This window comes from Proteobacteria bacterium CG1_02_64_396 (assembly GCA_001872725.1).
In the GTDB taxonomy this organism is placed as follows: domain Bacteria; phylum Pseudomonadota; class MNWR01; order CG1-02-64-396; family CG1-02-64-396; genus CG1-02-64-396.
Genome location: MNWR01000048.1, coordinates 37525 through 56559, shown reverse-complemented (window position 1 = coordinate 56559; position 19035 = coordinate 37525). Strand labels below are relative to the sequence as shown.

Below are 19035 nucleotides of genomic sequence, written 5' to 3'. Positions count from 1 at the left end.
GTGGTAGAGGCGGTGGGCTTCGGAGAAGCGGTAGGTGCGCAGGGCGTGGCCCCGCCAGCGGGTGGGGGATGGGATCATGGGCGCCTCCATGGCGTTGAGGGTGTTCCATTGATGATGGTAGGAGCGCCGCCCCCGGCGCGATCCATCGGGGCAAGAACGACCAAAAACCAAAACCTATCGCGCCGGGAAGCCGCTCCTACCGCCTTGCGGGGGGGGCCGGGAAGCGCATCAAACAAAAACCCAACCATCCCCACTCGTAGGAGCGCCGCCCCCGGCGCGATCAACGGAGCAAGAACCGGCCAAAAAACAAAACCTATCGCGCCGGGGCGGCGCTCCTACCGCCTTGCGGGGGGGCGGGGCGGCGCCTTAAACAAAAACCAACCATCCCCACCCGTAGGAGCGCCGCCCTCGGCGCGATCCATCGGGGCAAGAACGGCCAAAAAACAAAACCTATCGCGCCGGGGCGGCGCTCCTACCGGCCTGCGGGGGGAGACGGACGAACCATCGATGTTGGGGATGATCCAGGCCAGCAGGCGGTGGCAGTGATCCACCGCCTGAGGCGTCGTATCGCGCTCCGGCGTCATGCCCCCCCCAAAAAAATCGCCGGGCGGCGTTGCCGCCCGGAATCCAAAACCCATCGCGCCGAGGGCGGCGCTCCTACAAAAAAAGGGAAAAAGTCAAAAGAGCAAAGGGTTAAAAGTCCTGGGCCAGACGCAAGCCGTAGTTGGTGCTCCGGAAGTCGGGATTGTCCCTGAAGCGGTTCGCCGAACGCAGGTTGTTCGGTAGGTTGTACCAGGAGCCGCCGCGCAACACACGGCTTAACGAAGATCCCGAGGTCCAAGCCGAACCATCGCCGGGGGCGCCGTTGTAATTGTCGTGGTAGCGATCCTCGACCCACTCCCAAACATTGCCGTGCATGTCGTACAACCCAAAACCGTTGGGGCTTTTTTGCCCCACGGGGTGGGTTTGGTCGCCGCTGTTACCGTCGTACCAAGCGTATTGCCCGGCAACCGAATCGCTATTCCCCCAACTCCACCGCGTCGTTGTTCCCGCCCGCGCCGCATACTCCCACTCCGCCTCGCTCGGCAGCCGAAAATGCTGACCACTGTGTTGGTTCAGCTTGCGAATGAAGATTTGAATGTCGTCCCAACTTACCTTCTCCACGGGGCGGTCCGCCCCCTTGAAGCTGCTGGGATTGCTCCCCATCACCGCCTCCCACAACGCTTGGGTCACCTCGGTTGTCATCATCTTGAAACGGCGAATCTGCACCGTGTGCACCGGCTTTTCCTCGTCATCGACATCGTTGCTGCCCATGGTGAAGCTGCCGGCGGGGATGACGACCATCTCGGGTAGTTCGATGCCCCTTTGATCCAGGGCGATGCCATGAGTCATGTCGCTGCGACCCAGTTCGACCCATTCGGTGTGGGTCGAATACCCCGCACGGCTCGCCTCGATGTGGTACCGCCCCGGCTCCAACTGAATACCGGGCTGGTACGCGGGGCCGATGTTGAGAATGCGGATGCGGGCATCGGAAGGGGTGGCGGCGATGGTTAGGCCAAAGGTGGTTCGTGCAGGCTCGACGTGCGGCGCACTGCCCGCCTTGAGCCGCGCCAGGGTAACGAAAGTGCCATTGGGGAATTGGTCGAGGTAGGCCCTGAATTGGGCCGGATCGGCGCTGTCTTTAATGGCGTTCCAAAAGGCCAACTCCATCGCATTGCCGCCCGAATCGGCCGTCCCGGCAGGGAACGGTCTGGAGGCGGCGGTGACGCCGTCGCTGCGGATGAAGACGAAGGCTCCCCCCTCGTCGTCCACATTGCGAATCGGATTGGCCTGGGGCACCTGGTCGGAGTTGTTGCTGATGACCGCCGCGATGCGTTGGTAGATCTCGCGCGGGGTCACAAAGGGCTGGAGGTTGCCTTGCAGCGCCTTGATGAACTGACCGGCGAAGAGCGAGTGCCCCCCAGAGCTCCCGTCGGCCACCGGCGTTAAATTTCCCGAGGTCATCCCCCAGCGGGAGCGCTCCTTGAACATCGCGGCGTAGTACTTGTCGTCGATCACCTCGGGCATCGCCCGGCTGGCCCCGAACAGGGTGCCCGAGAAACAACTGTCGGAAACCAGCAACACATGCCGGGCCGGAATCGCCTTGAGGTATTTCTGGATGACCGCGTTGTCCATGTAGGTGAACGAATCGCCCGCCGTGGCGCTGGCGGGGATCCACCAGCCGTCGCCAGTCACCCTGTCGAGATCGCCGTGCCCGGCGTAGTAAATCAGCACCGAATCGTCGGGGCGGCTGGTGGTGGCCAAGCGGCGCAACTGCTTTTGGATGCTGGAACCATCGGCGAGGCGGTCGAGCAACAGGGTAACGTCGGTGAAGCCATAGCTCTTTTTAAGCAACTCGGCCACCGCCCTGGCGTCGGCGCTTGCGGTTTGCAGATCGGGGATGTTGGGATCGACATAATCGTCGATACCAATGACCAGAGCGCGGTAGGCCCCCACCTTGACCCCCGCTTGCTGCTCCATCTGCCCCCTGATGGTGATGCCTCGGTCGGCCCAAGCCGAAGACGACAACCCCGCTGCAACCATTGCCACAGCCAGCCATTGTGCGAAAGCCTTCATTGCCGATGCTCCTGTTCGAATATGTCCACCGTGCTCAAATCTTGGGATGAAACGATGCTATGGGGATGGGAACGGCGGGAGAGAGGGGTGTGCCGGGGGTGGCGGCATTGCCACTTCAATCCCGCCTCGATCACCGCCCCCGGCGTGATCGCCCTCACGGCCCGGTCGTCATCTCGGCCTGTTCCTCGGCGAATTCGACGGCAGCGGGGGTCGTGTGGCTCCCCCCCTGGGATGCGACCAGCTTGATCCCTCGACTGCGTACCCCCACATCCCCTTCAACCACATAGACTCCGCCCGCCTCCTGGGTCGGCACCTCCCCCAAGGGGGCTGTGCTGGCGTAGACCGATACCGACTCCTTGCCGAAGGGGGGGGAAACATCCAGATCGAAACGGTCACCGTCGCCGGGAATCGCATACACCACCCCGCCCTGAAAATGGTTGGCGCCACGGTAGGGGTTGGGAAGCAACTGAATCTGGGCACCATCGACCTGGCGGTACACCACCCGCGCATAAAAGGGTTTGTTGCCCTTGAGGTAAATCTGCATCCGCTCGCTGGGGCGGTAATGCTCTTGACTGGTCCAAACCTTCACCGCCAAGGGGGCGGTGGGGTCGTCAATGCCACCCCCGCCCGCTTTTTTGGCCACTCGGGCAATGGCCGCCTCGTCGGGGGTAACCTCGGTGCGGATCCGCATCCCAAAGCAATCGCCCGCCGCCTGATCGCGATACCACCCCTTTTGCAGCACCTCCAAGACCGTCACCTGGGCCGCCGAGTAGGCGGCGATCAGATCCTTGGTCAGCATGGCGTCCTCAACCTCGCTCTGGCTGCGCACATAGGTCGCCGCCGATTCCGCCGCCACCCGCTTGGCGTCGGCCATCGCCTGGGTTTCGGTCTGCTTGCGTGAAAGATCGTCGCCCATGCAGGCGTTGCCCTCGGCTTCGACAATGGTCGAGGAGCCCGCCCAGGCGGGAAGGGCGATCAAGGCGATGGCGACGGCGAACCAAAAAGGGGTAGGGCGCATAGGGCGGTCCTCTTTCCTTGAATGGGGGGATGATGACAACAGGTTAGGCAGGATGACCGGGAGAGGAAAGGATGCGGGGACTTGGTGTGACGATCGCACCTCACCTTGTCGGGGTGCTGGATCGAATCGCGTCGCGTTGCCTCTTCGTATCGCGCCGAGGCGGCGCTCCTACCGGCCTGCGGGGGGCGGGGCGGCGCCTTAAACAAAAACCAACCACCCCCACTCGTAGGAGCGCCGCCCTCGGCGCGATCCATCGGAGCAAGAACCGCCACAAAACCAAAACCTATCGCGCCGAGGCGGCGCTCCTACCGGCCCAATGAAACGAAGGGGTTGCACGAAACATCGCCACCAACGGGGGAACACATCCCTTACAACCCCAACCGCTCAACCCCGCCTCCCCTCGTAGGAGCGCCGCCCTCGGCGCGATCAACGGGGTAAGAACGACCACAAAACCAAAACCTATCGCGCCGGGAAGCCGCTCCTACCGGCCCAATGAAACAAAGGGATCGCACGAAACATCGCCACAAACGGGGGAACACATCCCTTACAACCCCAACCGCTCAACCCCGCCTCCACTCGTAGGAGCGCCGCCCCCGGCGCGATCAACGGTGGCAAGAACTGCCAAAAAACCAAAACCTATCGCGCCGGGAAGCCGCTCCTACCGCCCTGTGGGGGGGGCGGGGCGGCACATCAAACAAAACCCCAACCACCCCCAATCGTAGGAGCGCCGCCCCCGGCGCGATCCATCGGAGCAAGAACGGCCGAAAAGCCAAAACCTATCGCGCCGAGGCGGCGCTCCTACACGTGCTTGCGCTCCCCCATCGGCACATAGGGCTGCCCGTGCCGACCCGTATAAACCTGGGTGGGACGGAACAACACATTGGCTCGCATCTGCTCGTACCAGTGGGCCAGCCAACCGGCGGTACGGGCAATGGCGAACAGCGGAGTGAAGAGGTCGGTGGGGATCCCCATCTTGTGGTAGAGGATGCCCGAATAGAAATCGACGTTGGGCCACACCCCCTTGTCTTGCCCCAGGCTCGTCCCCTCGATCCGCTCCAGCTCTTGGGCGATGGCGTAGTGCAGATCCTTGCCCCCTCCCGCCTCGAACGCGCCCTCCAACAGGTTTTGCAGCACCCGAGCGCGGGGATCTTTGACCTTGTAGACCCGGTGCCCCAGCCCCCAGATCTTCTCTTTGCGCTCCAGCTTGCCGACCAGATAGGGCTCGACGTTTTCCAAGGTGCCGATCTCTTTGAGCATCCCCAATACCCGTTCGTTGGCTCCGCCGTGCAGCGGCCCCGACAGCGCTCCGATGGCGGCGGAGACCACGGTGTAGGGATCGGCCAGGGTCGAGGCGGTGACTAGCCCTGCAAAGGTCGAGGCGTTGATGGTGTGTTCGGCGTGCAGAATCAGGCTGACGTCGAACGCCTTGGCAACCTCGGGTTGGGGATCCTCTTCGAGCAGCATCCACAAGAAGTTGGTGGCATGGTCGAGGTCGTCGCGGGGGGGGACCGGATCGTAGCCGACCCGCATGCGGGCGAAGGTGGCAACCAGGGTGGGGAGCTTGCCAAGCAAGCGGATCGCCGCCTCGTAGACGAAGCGCTCCTGGCTGTACTGAGCGATGTCCTTGATGGGATAGAACATCCCGGTGGCGGCGATCAGCGCCTGAATGGCGTCCATCGGATGGCCGGTGCTGGGCAGCAACTTGACCATGTCGCGCAGGTGCCATTTGATCCTGCGGTGGTAGAGGATGTCGGCCTCCCAGCGGGCCAGTTCGTCGGCGCGGGGGAAACGGTCGAAGATCAACAGGTAGGCGACCTCCAGGAAGGAGGACTCCTCGGCAAGCACCTCGACCGGGATCCCCCGGTATTCGAGGATGCCGCTACCCCCATCAACAAAGCTGATCGAGGACTGCACGGCGGGGACCTTCTCAAGACCGGGACGGTATTCGATGGTGGACATGGCGCCTCCTCGATGAAATGGGACGAACAGCCTCCCCATTTCGATACGCCGCGGCAACCCTGCCGTTTTTGCAATAAAAAAGCCCCGGCCTTGCGGCCGGGGCTTTTTTGGAACTGCACTGGTGCGGTTGGGATTAGAAGCCCATGCCGCCCATACCACCCATACCGCCCATGTCGCCACCGCCGCCCATGGCGGGAGCATCCTTCTTGGGCAGCTCGGCAACCATCGCCTCGGTAGTGATCATCAAGCCGGCAATCGAGGCGGCGTTCTGCAGAGCGGTACGGGTCACCTTGGTAGGATCGACCACGCCCATCTCGAACATATCGCCGTAGACGCCGGTGGCTGCATTGAAGCCGAAGGCGGGATTGGCGTTGTTCTTGACCTCGTTAACGACCACCGAACCCTCGCCACCGGCGTTCTTCACAATCTGACGCAGGGGCTCTTCGATGGAGCGCTTGATGATGGTCACGCCGACGTTCTGCTCGGCCACATCGAGGACCAAGGAATCGAGGGCGGCCAAGGCACGGATCAAGGCGGTACCGCCGCCGGGGACGATCCCCTCTTCCACCGCAGCGCGGGTGGCGTGCAGGGCATCCTCAACGCGGGCTTTTTTCTCTTTCATTTCGACTTCGGTCGCAGCCCCAACCTTGATGACGCCGACACCGCCAGCCAACTTAGCTAGACGCTCTTGCAGCTTCTCGCGGTCGTAGTCGGAGGTTGCATCCTCAGCCTGCTTGCGGATCTGGGCGATGCGGCCCTGGATCGCCGCCTCGTCGCCTGCCCCATCGACGATGGTGGTGTTCTCTTTGTCGATGGTGACCTTGTCGGCCTGACCCAGATCGTCGAGGGTGACGTGCTCCAGCTTGACCCCGATGTCTTCAGAAATCAGACGACCGCCGGTCAGAATGGCGATGTCTTCGAGCATCGCCTTGCGGCGGTCGCCAAAACCGGGGGCCTTGACGGCGCAGACGTTCAGGCTACCGCGCAGACGATTGACCACCAGGGTCGCCAATGCCTCGCCGTCCACATCTTCGGCGACGATGAGCAGGGGGCGACCGGTGCGCACGACCTGCTCCAGCACGGGGAGCAGATCCTTCATGGTGGAGACCTTCTTCTCGAACAGCAGGATGTAGGGCTTATCGAGATCGGCAACCATCCGCTCGGGATCGGTCACAAAGTAGGGCGACAGGTAACCGCGATCAAACTGCATCCCCTCGACCACATCGAGGGTGGTTTCAAGACCCTTGGCCTCTTCGACGGTGATGACACCCTCTTTGCCAACCTTGTCCATCGCCTCGGCGATGATCCCGCCGATCTCCTCGTCGGAGTTGGCCGAGATGGTCCCGACCTGGGCGATGTCGGCCTTGCCGTTCACCGGGCGGGAGATCTTCTTCAGCTCGCCGATCACGGTCTCGACGGCGCGGTCGATGCCGCGCTTGAGATCCATGGGATTCAAACCGGCGGCCACGTTCTTCATGCCTTCACGCAGGATCGCTTGGGCCAGCACGGTGGCGGTGGTGGTACCGTCGCCAGCCACATCGGAGGTCTTGGAGGAGACCTCTTTGACCATCTGCACACCCATGTTCTCGAACTTGTCTTCGAGTTCGATCTCTTTGGCGACCGAAACGCCGTCCTTGGTGATGGTGGGGGCGCCGAAGGACTTCTCCAGAACCACGTTACGACCCTTGGGACCCAAGGTCACCTTGACCGCATCGGCCAGGACATTGACGCCCCGGAGCATCCGGCCGCGGGCACTTTCTCCGAACAACACTTCTTTGGCAGCCATTGCGTTAGCCTCCAGTTACTTGAATTTGAACAGTGGTGGGGGGAAAAGAGATCAACCCTCGACGACGCCGAGAATGTCCTCTTCCCGCATGATCAGGTACTCTTCGCCGTCGATCTTGACCTCGGTTCCGGCGTATTTCCCGAAGATCACTCGATCCCCGACCTTGACATCCAGGGGACGAACCTCGCCCTTATCGTTGACCTTGCCGTTGCCGGCAGCCTTGACGATGCCCTGAATCGGCTTCTCCTTGGCGGAGTCGGGAATGATGATTCCGGACGCGGTCTTTTGCTCTTCCTCGACACGCTGGACCAACACGCGGTCGTGCAAGGGACGAATGCTCATACAGCTTCCTCCTTCAAACAGATGAATGCAGGTTAAACGGGCAATTTCTGCCGGGTGGTAGCACTCCCGGCCAGCGAGTGCTAATCATAGTGTCGCGCCCTGGAGCGTCAAGGGCGGTCGGCTCCAAGAAGTTTTTGACCAACGCCAACGAACGTCATGAGCAAAATCGCCATCAAAACCCCTCAAGATCTTGTCGACATGCGCGCCAGCTGCCGCTTGGCGGCCCAAGCGTTGGCGATGATCGAGCCCCATGTGCTCCCCGGCATCACGACCAACGAACTCGACCGAATCGTGCACGGGTGGATCGTCGGCAAGGGGGCTCACCCCTCCCCCTTGAATTACCACGGCTTCCCCAAATCGATCTGCACCTCGATCAACCAGCAGGTCTGCCACGGCATTCCCTCCGACCGGGCGCTTGAAAAGGGGGACATCGTCAACGTCGACATCACGGTCTATTTCAAAGGATTTCATGGCGACACCAGCGCTACTTTTTTCGTCGGCGAACCGACTGCCAAGGGGCGCCATGTCACCGATGTGGCCCACCACGCCCTGTGGATCGGGATCGACCAGGTCAAACCGGGGGCAACCCTGGGGGACATCGGTCAAGCGATTCAAAGCTTTGTGGAATCCAACCGGTGCAGCGTGGTGCGGGAGTATTGCGGGCACGGGATTGGGCGGGAGTTTCACGAGTCGCCAACGGTGCTGCACTACGGTCGTCGTGGCGAGGGGACGGTGCTCAAACCGGGGATGACCTTCACCATCGAGCCGATGGTCAACTTGGGCAAGGCCCCCATTAAGGTGTTGCCCGACGGTTGGACGGTGGTGACTCGGGATCGCAGCCTTTCGGCGCAGTTTGAGCACACCATTCTGGTTACTGAAGCTGGGGCCGAGGTGCTGACCCTGGCCGAAGAATCGACCGCCCGGACCCGGCGGCTTGAGGATTGAAAAAAATGGGCGACCCATCCGTCGATAGGTCGCCCAAGTGTAAGGAGGAGTCCACGAAACACGCCACAACTCAGTGAGTAACTGATTTGCTACGTCGTGGATCCGTTTAGTAGAGGCCTCTAATACAAAGTTCCGCCTTTTTTTGAGATTACAAAATCTTCACTTTCAGGGGTTTGCAGCCCCTTCTCTCCGCTTAGCAGCCTCTTTGGCTTGACAGGTCGGACACACCCCATAGAGCTCATGGCGGTGCCCCTCTAGGCGGTAGCCGAAACGCTCGGCGACCTCCCGCTGCAAGATTTCAATCGCAGGATTGTTGAACTCGGTGACCTGCTGGCAGCGCACACACACCAGATGATCGTGGTGTTCGTGGGGGGCAACCTCGTAGCGGGCCCGGCCATCGCCGAAGTCGACCCGCAAGATCAGCCCCTGCTCCTCGAACAGTTTGAGCGCCCGGTAGACCGTGGCCAACCCGACTGCGGGATCGATCTCACGCACCCTTTGAAAAACCGCCTCGGCATCGAGGTGGTCGTCGCTACCGAACAAAATCCCAGCGATCAAACGACGCGGCTTGGTCAGGGTGATGCCGCATTGAATCAACCGTTCTTGAATGTCGTTTCCCATGGGGACTTTCCCCTTTCCCACTTTGGTTTAACGCACCAACACGTCGATGGCGTCGGGATCGTCGGGATCGCCCAGCACCCTGAGCATAACCTGATTGGGAATACATACCGCCAACGAACCGACCCGATTAACCCAGCCCTGGCGCACACACAGTTTGTGTTGGCAGGGGCCGTCGACAAAGCGGGCGCGGCCCGAGGCGACCTCAATTTCTGAATCGCCCAGGGGGCCGGGGATGTCGAGCGCCCTCGGGGCAGCCAGCGACAAGGTCTGCACGACTTTGCCCCCCACCGAAACCTCAACCGCCGCCCCGACCGGCATCGACACCACCCATGAAACCGCGACCACAACCAAACAGGCGGCCACGACCAACAACGCCCGGTCGCCCACGGTCGTCGTACGTACCACCAGGGCGCCCAGGGAGCGAAGTGCCGCCCAACGTCCCCCGTCGTCAGCGCGCCCCCCTAGCACCGCCTAATCCGCCATGAAACGGCCAAAGCCGGTCGTGCGATAGATTTTCTGATCCTCATCGATCAGCAGCGCCTCGACCCCGAGCAATCCTTCGGCCAGAGCGAGCCCCTTGTCGATCCCCAGCACGAACACGGCGGTCGACAGGGCGTCGGCCTCGGTGGCGGTCGGGGCGATCACCGTCGCCGAGATCACTCCCCGACTTGAATACCCGGTATGGGGATCAAGGATGTGGTGGTAGCGCTTACCCTCGTACATAAAAAACCGCTCGTAATCGCCCGAGGTGACCACGGCGCGGTCACCCACCGAGACAACCCCGATCACATCGTCCTCTTGGCGCGGATCGGTGATGCCGATACGCCAGGGGCGATCACCCCGTTGGCCGTGCAATCGCACGTCGCCCCCAGCGTTGACGATGATGTTGTCATACCCCTCCGCCCGCAGGGTTTCGAAAGCTCGGTCGATGGCATACCCCTTGGCGATCCCTCCCAGATCGAGCCAAAGGTTGTCGTCGGCAAAGCGGATTTCCCGTCCGCTGGGAGCTTGGCGGATGGCGATGCGGGTCCGACCCGCACTCTTGAGCAGCACTTGAAGCCGGTCGGGATCGGGGGGGGCGGTGGGAGCGACGTCGTTGGAAAAACCCCAGAGCTGATTGAGTTTGCCTAGGGTGGGGTCGAAGCTGCCGCCTGAGATCTCATCGACCAACAGCGCTTGATCGAGCACCTGTCCAATCTCCCAGGACAACGGCGCCCAACCTTGGCCCGCAGCGGCGTTGAGCGCCTTAAGGGGGGTTTGCTTCTGCCACGGGGTCATCAGCGCCTCGATGCGCCGAATTTCGTCCATGGCCGCCTGGATCGCCCCCTGCACCTTGGGATCATCCTTGCGGGCATACACCGAGAGATCGACCACCGTCCCCATCAAAAACTCGGTGACGTGATGGACCGTCATGGCCTCGGCTACGGCCTCTCCCTCCCCCTTCTTGCCGCTGTCGCAACCAGCGACGAGCACCAAGGTAAGCAGCGCCGCTGTCACCCCCCGCAACCACCTCACCCCCCCTCGGGCCATCACTCCTCCACGTCGGTTCAATCGTCAAGCCGCGGGCATCAACAGCGCCTGGGCCTCCCGTGCCGCCGCCATCGCCGCCGCCTGAGCGACGGTGGCATACAGGTGGTAGCGACAGGAATCCTCAAAACAATCGGCGGGATGTACATCCCGGGTCAAATCGGTGAAACACAGCCGCATGAAGGTCATTCCGGCGGCGTTGAGACTCTTGTAACGGTCGCGCCCTGCGTGGATGCGGTAAAAACCGCCGAACACCTCGCCGTCGGCCAGGTACATCACCGGCTCGGCGGTTTGTCCCCCCACCTGATCGACGGTCGGCACCCCCTCCTGAATGAGGATCGAGGAGACCTTCTGGCGATCTTTGATGACATCCATCTTGTTGCGCTGCTTGCGGTTCATTGCCCGCACCTCGTCGGCCGAGGTCACGGTCATGATCCCCATGCCGTAGGTCCCAGCGTTGGCTTTGAGGTAGACGTGGGGGTTTTCTTGGATGCCGTAGCGGCGGTAGGCATCGGCGATCTCGTCGAGGGTTTGCTCCACGTTCGAGACGACGCAGTCGACTTGTCCCTCTTTAAAATCGACCTGATGGCACACCCGGGTGATGGGCTGTAGGAACCAGGGGTCAACCTCAAGGATGGAACTGAGTTCTTCGATGACCTGTTGCAGATGGTGGAAGTGGTCCGACTTGCGGCGGCGGTGCCAACCCAAATCGGCGGCGGGCAGGACCGGCTGACTCAGACCGATCAACTCCTCGCGCACCCCCCCCGACAAGTCGTTGTTGAGCATGACCAGATCGGGCAGTCCCGCCTGCGTCCCCAGAACCGAGCCTTGCCGTTCGATGGGCAACAGTGTGAGCGCAAGCCCCTGATTCCCCTCCAAAACCAACGGCTCGTCGACAAATCCACCCAACGAAACCCGCTTGCCGGTTCCCTCAAGAAGATCGACCAGAACCCTTAAATTATCGACATAAAAGGGGTTTCGGGTATGGGGCTCGGGAATCAGTAGGATGTGGCTAGCGGTCGGAAAATGGCGGTCGAGGTGGCGCTGAAACAGGCGCACTGCCTCCTGCCGGAAGCGGCTGCACAGGTTGTTGAATCCAGCAGGAAAGAGGTTTGCGTCGACGGCAGCGATTTTGAATCCGGCGTTGCGCAGATCGACCGAGGTTAAAAAGGGTGGCGGCACTTGGGCCGAGCTTTCTTGCCACCATTGGGCGACCCGATCCCGCTTGAGGGTCAGCCGGGATTCAAGCTCCCGCAGCATGTGAATCATAAATGCTCCGTCACGACGTCTGCGTCGCCACTTCCACAGGCTGTCCCCCAAATTTACGCAGCGCCCCAACACCGATGTAGAGCGCCAACCCCAGCAACAGCAGCGCCACCACTCCGAGGAAGACGTTGCTCGGCTCGGCGGTCAGGAAGCTGTAACTCTGCCAAACCAACGCCCCCATGGTGGTCACCCACATGAAGATCGCCGGAATCAAGGTAAAGCGCACGCTGCGTCCCTGGGCGAGCAGCACAGTGGAAATCACGAACAGCGCCATCACAGCAATGAGCTGATTAGTGGCACCGAAGACCGGCCAGATGGTGACCCAGGAATTGGTCGCCCCGATCAAAAAGGCGGGCACCAGCACTAACGCCAGGGCCACGGAGGGGTTGCGGAACAGGGGAATCCGCCGCCCCACCGACTCCTGCACCAGAAAGCGGGTGATGCGGGTGGCGGTGTCGAGGGTGGTCAGGATAAAGGTGTTCAGGGCGATCATGGCGATCATGGCGGCGATGGCGACCGAAACGAAGGGGAGCATCTCATGCACAACCCGCCCAAAGGCGTTGCCGAAGACCACAATCCACCCCCCCGCCGCCATCGATTCTTGAAACCCGTAGCTGGCGGGAGCCCCTTCGGGCAGCACCCAGTACAGCCCCCCCGCCACCAACATCAGGGTCATGGTGGCCAACACCCCTTCAGTGAGCATGCCGCCGTAACCGATCAAACGCCCGGCACGCTCACTGGGCAGCTGCTTGGAGGTTGTCCCCCCCGCCACCAAGGCGTGAAAACCCGAAATGGCGCCGCAGGCGATCAGGATGAAGAGCATCGGCCAGAGGGGCCCCTGGGTTGCGTCCACCATACCGGTGAAGGCGGGGGCCTGAATCGTGGGATGGACGACGATCAGACCCACGATTCCCAACCCCAAGGCGATATAGAGGTTATAGGTAGCCAGATAATCACGGGGTTGCAGCAGCCAGTGGACCGGCATCATGGCGGCGGTACCTGCGTAGATCATCAAGGCGACGAACCAGAACTGAATCGGATCCATCCCCCAGGTTGTCCCCTCAACGGCCACCGGATAGAGGTAACCAACCCAAATCGAGGCAAAGTTGACAATCAATGCCGCCAGGGTCGCCAACATCAACGGCGCCCCCTTGCGGTAAACCGCCCAACCCAGCGCCATGGCGGTGGGAATGAGCACCAGGGTCGGGATCACCATCTCGGGCTTGGCGACCAGGGTCTTGGCCCCAACCACCCCGAAGACCGCCACCACCAGGATCATCGCCAGCCACAAAAAGACCGAGAAGATCGTCGCGGCCCGCTCCCCCAACGCTGTGCGGGAGATCTCGGCGATGCTGGCCCCACCGTGACGCACCGAGAGCATCAACGCCAAATAGTCGTGGACGGCGCCGATGAAGATGTTGCCCGCCACGATCCAGAGCAGGGCCGGGAGCCAGCCAAAAGCGGCCAGCACCACGATGGGGCCAATGATCGGCCCCGCCCCGGCGATGGATGAAAAATGGTGTCCGAAGAGGACCGGAAGGCGGGCCGGAACATAATCGACCCCGTCGTTGATCGTCACCGCCGGGGTCGGCTGGTCGCTCGGGACCACCAACCGCGACTCGATCACCTTGGAATAAACCCGAAAGCCGACGAAATAGAGCACCGCCAGCGTCGCCACCATGGGAAAGACGGAATTCATGCCGCCACCCCGATCCGCATCAGCCCGTTCATCGCTTTAGGTCAACCGGCCGTAGGAGTGCATACCCGCCAGGAACATGTTCACCCCAACGAAGCAAAACAGGGTGACCAGGAACCCAGCCACCGACCACCAGGCCATCGGCAGTCCGCGCCACCCCTTCGAAATGCGGGCATGCAGGAAACCGGCGTAGACCAGCCAAACGATCAGCGACCAGGTCTCTTTGGGATCCCAAGACCAGTAGCCGCCCCAGGCCTCGTTGGCCCAAGCGGCGCCAAGGATGATCGCCAGGGTAAAGGTGGGCAGGCCGATCAGAATCGCCTTGTAATTGAGCTCGTCAAGCTGATCGAGGGTGGGGAAATACTTCACTGAGAAGGCGTTGGGATTGCCCTTGCTCTCGGCCCGTTCGCGCAACAGGAACATCATCCCAGCGCCGCAAGCGACCATGAAGGCGCCATACCCAACAAAGTTGGCCGGAACGTGGATTTTCATCCAATAGGACTGAAGCGCCGGGACCAACGGCTTAATCATGCTCCCGTTGTTGGAGGCCAGCCAAAGATCGAAGAGCACCGCTCCCACGATCAAGGGCAGAACAAAAGCCCCCAACGTGCGAACCTGATAACGGCGTTCTAGGTAGAGGTAGATCAAGCCCGTGATGACCGAGAGCAGAATAAAAACTTCGTAAAGGTTGGAGACCGGAGCATGGCCCCATTCGGGGTTGATGAGATAGGTCTCCTGCCAGCGTACGAGCAAACCGGTGAACCCAAAGATCACCGCCGACCAGGTGGTGAAGGTCGCTACCTTGCCGGCAAAGGGGTTACGGACCACCAAATGCACGATGTAAACCACCGCCGCAATCATGAACAGGGCGTTCATCCAGGCGATGGCCGATTGGCTGGCCAGCAGGTATTTCAAGAAGAAGTTCTGCTCGCTCCGTCCGATTTCGCCGCCGTACAGACCATAGGCCGACAGAGTCATGATGGCGATGAAGGCGATGGCGATCAGATACGGGCGAAACAAATACCCGGTGGTGGGAGACCATTGGGTATTAAAAGGTGAAATCGTGGTGGCGTGATCGCTCACGAAGGCATCCTCCTACAGGGAATACATGAAAAAGGGCCGCAAAATACGGCCCTCTGGAGGTCGGGCTACGCTTGGTGGGCACGACCCTTGAGGAGTTCCATGGGATGCCCCTCCTCAACCGGTTTGCCCAGCGCCTCGGTCAGACGTTGCCCCAGCACGTAAAATTGTTGGGCAAAATCGATGACGTTCTTTTGGGTCGTCCCGACCAGATAAACCTCATGCTCCCCTGCCTCTTCGCTGGGCCGCACTACGATGCGCACCAAACGGTGGGGCATGTAGAACATCACCCCCATGCCGAAGACCAACAATGCCGAACCGACCCAGACCAGCCAAACACCGGGATCCCGGGTCATCTGTAGACCGGTGTAGCGCTTCTGTTCCCAATGATCGATCGAGAGCAAGAAGGGGGCAGGGTAGGCGCGCATGAACTCGGGGTTGGTCGCCAAGTTCACGAAACTCCACTGCCGATTGGCATCGTCCCAGCGTTCAATCAGATTTTGGTAATTTTGGTAAATGCGGTACTTCCATGCGCCCTGGCCGTCGCGCAGCACAAACTCGACGCTTGGCCCCACATCCTGAAATTCAGGCGCCACCGGGTTGTCTGAGAAGTTCTGTACGTTGTACTGGCGGAAATCGGTCACCTCAATTGACCAGCCCGACTTGTCGTCCATGATCCGCCCGTGGACCTGGGCTTCGAGCAGGTCTTCGCTGCCGTCAACCCGGTATGCCTTGAAACGGATGATCGAACCGGAGTCGCCGAAAGAGGACTGGTAAATCGTTACCCCGCGGTAGGTGAGCGGCTTGTTAACCTCAATGGTCTGCCGTTTGACCTCTTTGCCATCCTCCAGAATCACCAAGTCGCTCTTGAAGCTCTTGGGGGCACCGGTCTCCCAAAACTCGATGTCGAACGCGTCGCATCGCACCTCGAAGGGGAGTTTCTGCACCAGATACGAGTCGCCGAAAGGCAAATAGAGGTACTGAACCGAGTCGCCCTCGGGGATGCTGATGCTGCCTCGGAAGGCGGTATTGTCTTCCCAGTTCATCTCGTCCTGGGGCTCGATCTGCCCGGTCAGCACCTTGAGCTGCAAAGGGATGTTCCCCCCCAGAAGCCCTCCGAAACAGATCACCAGGATGGCCAAGTGGGTAAAGATGTAACCGACTCGATTGAGACGCCCCTTCTGAGCCAGCAGGTAGGTCGCCTCCCCCGCATCCTCCCTTTGAAAGTGCCACCCCCGTCCACTCAAGGTGGACTGCGCCAAATCCAGCAGACCTTCACGGGATTCGGCGGTGCGGTAGACTTGGCGAAAGTGGTGGTTTTTAAGGGACTTATCGGCGATCACGACCCGATGACGGCGCATGTCGCGGATCATCCGGGGCGTATTGCGCCACAGGCAGGTGGTCACGCTGATGACCAGGAAGATCAAAATCCCCAAAAACCACCATGAGTGGTACATGTCGAACATGCTCAGGGCGCGCAGCACTTCGAACCAGAAAGGGCCGAATTGGTCGCGGTAATCGGCAAAGGGTTGATTTTGCTGCAACACCGTGCCGATGACCGAGGCAATGGCCATCACCACCAACAGATTGATGGCCAGTTTCATGGATGCCAGGGAGGCGACGATTCTGCTCCCCTGGGGTCCGGGGGATCGTTGGACGCTGGAGGACATACCTGGAGGGCTCAACCAAAGAGGAATGGGGAACAACGGTCGGGAAGTCTCGCCGGGAAGGGCGATGCAAACAACCCAGAAAACCCGAGGGACATTGTCGAAACGGGGGCTCCCAGAAAAAGAAACGCCCCGCAGTTTCCCTGCGGGGCGTCCCGGTACGGCAAACGATCAGCCAAATTACTTGGCGAGCGACCGGATGTAGTTCACGAGCGACCACATCTCGGTATCGCTGTAGAGGTCGAGCTTGGATTGTCCGAAGCCCTCCATCTTGGTGTGCTTGGAACCATTCTGAATCAGCCAGAAAATCTCGCCATCGGTACGGGTCTTCTGCCAAACCTTGCTGGTGAAGTCGCGGGGCTTGGGATCCAGCAACTCTGCAGAGCGACCATCGCCCACCCCGGTATCGCCATGGCATGCGCTGCACAGCTCCGTGAAGATGACCTTGCCAGCAGCAACATCGTTCTTCATGGTGGGGTTCTTCATGGTCACGGCCGACTTAGGCGCCCGGGGGGCCAGCGCGTCGGTCTCAGCCATTGCTGTGCTGGCCATCAACCCAAACCCGACCCCGGCGACGGCAGCAAGGCCAATGATGTGGCGAATGCTCATTCTCTTCCTCCTCTTCGCAACGTTTGTTTGCGTATCTCGGATTTTTGTTATACGCGCCGTGTAGGAATCGCGACGCTGTCTCGGGTGTTAAGAGGGGGAAACGAAACACCAAGCACCCTGGGCTTGTCAAGTTTGGTCTCTGGAAGGCGCCCGGTAAACCGAAGCAGAACATTGCTCCCCATTCCTAGAGGTGGCTAAAATCCCCTCGGGCTCGGCGAGCTCCGCTCTTGTGTACCATTTTGGCGAGGCATCAAAGATTGCATTCTTACCTTCGACCCATTAATGCGCTCCTGACCGTCCTGGCCTCCATGCTGTGCTGGTGCCTGGAGGCTGCGGCACAGGATTACGATCTCTCGATCCCCCGTGTCGCGGGCAAGGAATTGCAACTGGCCAGCAGTATGGTCAGCCCCATCCACCTTTCGGACGAAAACCTGGAGCAAGGGCGCATGTTGTTTCGCTCACGTTGCACCTGGTGCCATGGCGACAATGGCCAGGGCAATGGGCCGGGCAGCGAAAACCTGGCCCCCAGGCCCCGTGATTTTACCGACGCCAATTTTCATGCCCTTCGCAGCGACGGCGAGCTATTTTGGGTCATCAAAAACGGCTCAACCGTTACTAAGCGGATGCCTGCCTGGAGCACGATAATCAAGGATTCCGACATTTGGGCCTTGGTCTACTACCTGCGGACCTTAGCGCCCCGACAAGCGGCCAATACCCCCGTCGATGGCCTCACCCCTTTCGGGAACGAACCTCCTGGGCGTGAACCAGCCATCGCACCACGACCTCGTCCAGCATCATCCAGCCTTCACGACTTGCCGCGATCCGCGCACCCCGTTCATTAAGCCAGCCCCCGCCAAGCAAGGTCTCGGGAATCAGGGGGAGGCTGAGTCCGGTCCTGGCCTGGACCCTCTTGCGGACCACCCCCTCGCTTGTCCTCAACCCCGAAAGCAAGGCCTCCTCAAGCCCCTGTTCGGGCAATACCCTCTGCCAAGGCCCCTGATGGGGATCGGCCAAATACCCCTCGGGCGATTTTGGATTGGCCCGTCGCCAGATTTTCCCCTCTTCGCCCCACTTGCCATGCCCCCCCGCCCCCAACCCGATGTAGTCGCCGTAACGCCAGACATGCAGGTTGTGGCGGCAGCGCTGCCCCGGCCGGGCGAAATTGGCCAGCTCGTAAGGCGTTAGCCCCGCCCGATCAACCAGCGCCCAGGTGGTTTCGGTCAGATCGCACGAGAGATCGTCGTCGGGTAGCGCCAACGGTTGGGCAGCATGACCTCTACCCATTGGGGTTTGCGGCTCCACGGTCAGCTGATAGGCCGATAGATGCCCCACCCCGGTGGCCAGCCCCTGCCGCAATTGCTCCTGCCAATGGGCCAAGTCGCGTCCCGGCAATCCGTACATCAGATCGAGACTGACCCTGGGGAAGATCGCCACCGCCTCTTGGATCGCCCGCTGTGCCTGATCTGCATCATGCAGACGCTCCAAGAACCTCAAATCGGCTTCGTCGAAGGACTGCACCCCCAGCGACATACGATTGATTCCGGCATCGCGATAGCTCTGAAAACGGCCGTGTTCCCGAGTGGCTGGATTGGTCTCTAGGGTGATTTCGAGGTCGGGGATGAGTTTGAGCCGCTCCGCAAATCCTTGAATCAGGAAGGCAATACGGTCGGGGGGGAACAGCGAGGGGGTGCCGCCGCCGAAGAAGATCGAGGTGCAGGGGCGCATCGCCATCGCTGGAAAACGGGCGATCTGACCATCGAGGTCGGCCAGAATCGCCGCCGCCATGGCATCGAAGGGGGGATCGCTGCGAACGTGGGCGTTGAAGTCACAGTAGGAGCAACGGTGCAGGCAGTAGGGCAGATGGACGTAGAGCCCGAAAGGGGCTCCCCGCCCTTGGGGCAGG

Annotated in this window: 15 protein-coding genes; 1 reads left to right on the top strand and 14 read right to left on the bottom strand. The window is 61.1% G+C overall.

Annotated elements, in window-relative coordinates; genetic code table 11:
- Nucleotides 1-693: 693 nt before the first annotated feature.
- From AUJ55_05890 to AUJ55_05870, 5 genes are all read right to left on the bottom strand, one after another.
- A complete protein-coding gene (locus AUJ55_05890) occupies nt 694-2616 on the bottom strand; it encodes a hypothetical protein (protein OIO57998.1) in 1923 nt (640 codons plus the stop codon).
- Nucleotides 2617-2770: 154 nt separating this feature from the next.
- Nucleotides 2771-3634, bottom strand: coding sequence for a hypothetical protein (locus AUJ55_05885; GenBank protein OIO57997.1), 864 nt, complete (start codon nt 3632-3634; stop codon nt 2771-2773).
- 798 nt (nt 3635-4432) lie between these two features.
- Nucleotides 4433-5593 (bottom strand): citrate synthase, encoded by a 1161-nt coding sequence (locus AUJ55_05880; protein ID OIO57996.1) that lies wholly within the window; start codon nt 5591-5593, stop codon nt 4433-4435.
- 133 nt (nt 5594-5726) lie between these two features.
- Complete coding sequence (locus tag AUJ55_05875) at nt 5727-7379, bottom strand: chaperonin GroL (GenBank protein ID OIO57995.1); 1653 nt, start codon at nt 7377-7379, stop codon at nt 5727-5729.
- Nucleotides 7380-7430: 51 nt separating this feature from the next.
- Nucleotides 7431-7721, bottom strand: a complete 291-nt coding sequence (locus AUJ55_05870; protein OIO57994.1) for a co-chaperone GroES — start codon at nt 7719-7721, stop codon at nt 7431-7433.
- A gap of 156 nt (nt 7722-7877) precedes the next feature.
- Here AUJ55_05870 and AUJ55_05865 point away from each other — a divergent pair, with 156 nt between their 5' ends.
- A complete protein-coding gene (locus AUJ55_05865) occupies nt 7878-8666 on the top strand; it encodes a type I methionyl aminopeptidase (protein OIO57993.1) in 789 nt (262 codons plus the stop codon).
- 165 nt (nt 8667-8831) lie between these two features.
- Here AUJ55_05865 and AUJ55_05860 read toward each other — a convergent pair whose 3' ends face one another.
- The 9 genes from AUJ55_05860 to AUJ55_05820 form a co-directional block, all read right to left on the bottom strand.
- Nucleotides 8832-9287: a hypothetical protein gene (locus AUJ55_05860; GenBank protein ID OIO57992.1), complete on the bottom strand. Its 456-nt coding sequence runs from the start codon at nt 9285-9287 to the stop codon at nt 8832-8834.
- Between the two features lie 27 nt (nt 9288-9314).
- Nucleotides 9315-9704: a hypothetical protein gene (locus AUJ55_05855; protein OIO58005.1), complete on the bottom strand. Its 390-nt coding sequence runs from the start codon at nt 9702-9704 to the stop codon at nt 9315-9317.
- Nucleotides 9705-9758: 54 nt separating this feature from the next.
- Complete coding sequence (locus tag AUJ55_05850; GenBank protein ID OIO57991.1) at nt 9759-10817, bottom strand: hypothetical protein; 1059 nt, start codon at nt 10815-10817, stop codon at nt 9759-9761.
- Between the two features lie 24 nt (nt 10818-10841).
- Nucleotides 10842-12083: a glutamate--cysteine ligase gene (locus tag AUJ55_05845; protein OIO57990.1), complete on the bottom strand. Its 1242-nt coding sequence runs from the start codon at nt 12081-12083 to the stop codon at nt 10842-10844.
- 10 nt (nt 12084-12093) lie between these two features.
- Nucleotides 12094-13779 (bottom strand): carbon starvation protein A, encoded by a 1686-nt coding sequence (locus AUJ55_05840; protein OIO57989.1) that lies wholly within the window; start codon nt 13777-13779, stop codon nt 12094-12096.
- 36 nt (nt 13780-13815) lie between these two features.
- Nucleotides 13816-14859 (bottom strand): c-type cytochrome biogenesis protein CcsB, encoded by a 1044-nt coding sequence (locus AUJ55_05835; protein OIO57988.1) that lies wholly within the window; start codon nt 14857-14859, stop codon nt 13816-13818.
- Between the two features lie 65 nt (nt 14860-14924).
- On the bottom strand, nt 14925-16460 hold the full coding sequence (locus tag AUJ55_05830; GenBank protein ID OIO57987.1) for a hypothetical protein: 1536 nt from the start codon (nt 16458-16460) through the stop codon (nt 14925-14927).
- 243 nt (nt 16461-16703) lie between these two features.
- Nucleotides 16704-17132: a hypothetical protein gene (locus AUJ55_05825; GenBank protein OIO57986.1), complete on the bottom strand. Its 429-nt coding sequence runs from the start codon at nt 17130-17132 to the stop codon at nt 16704-16706.
- A 729-nt stretch (nt 17133-17861) separates the two neighbouring features.
- Nucleotides 17862-19034 carry a hypothetical protein gene (locus AUJ55_05820; protein ID OIO58004.1) on the bottom strand — a complete coding sequence of 391 codons (1173 nt, stop codon included), beginning with the start codon at nt 19032-19034 and terminating at the stop codon, nt 17862-17864.
- Nucleotide 19035: the final 1 nt, after the last annotated feature.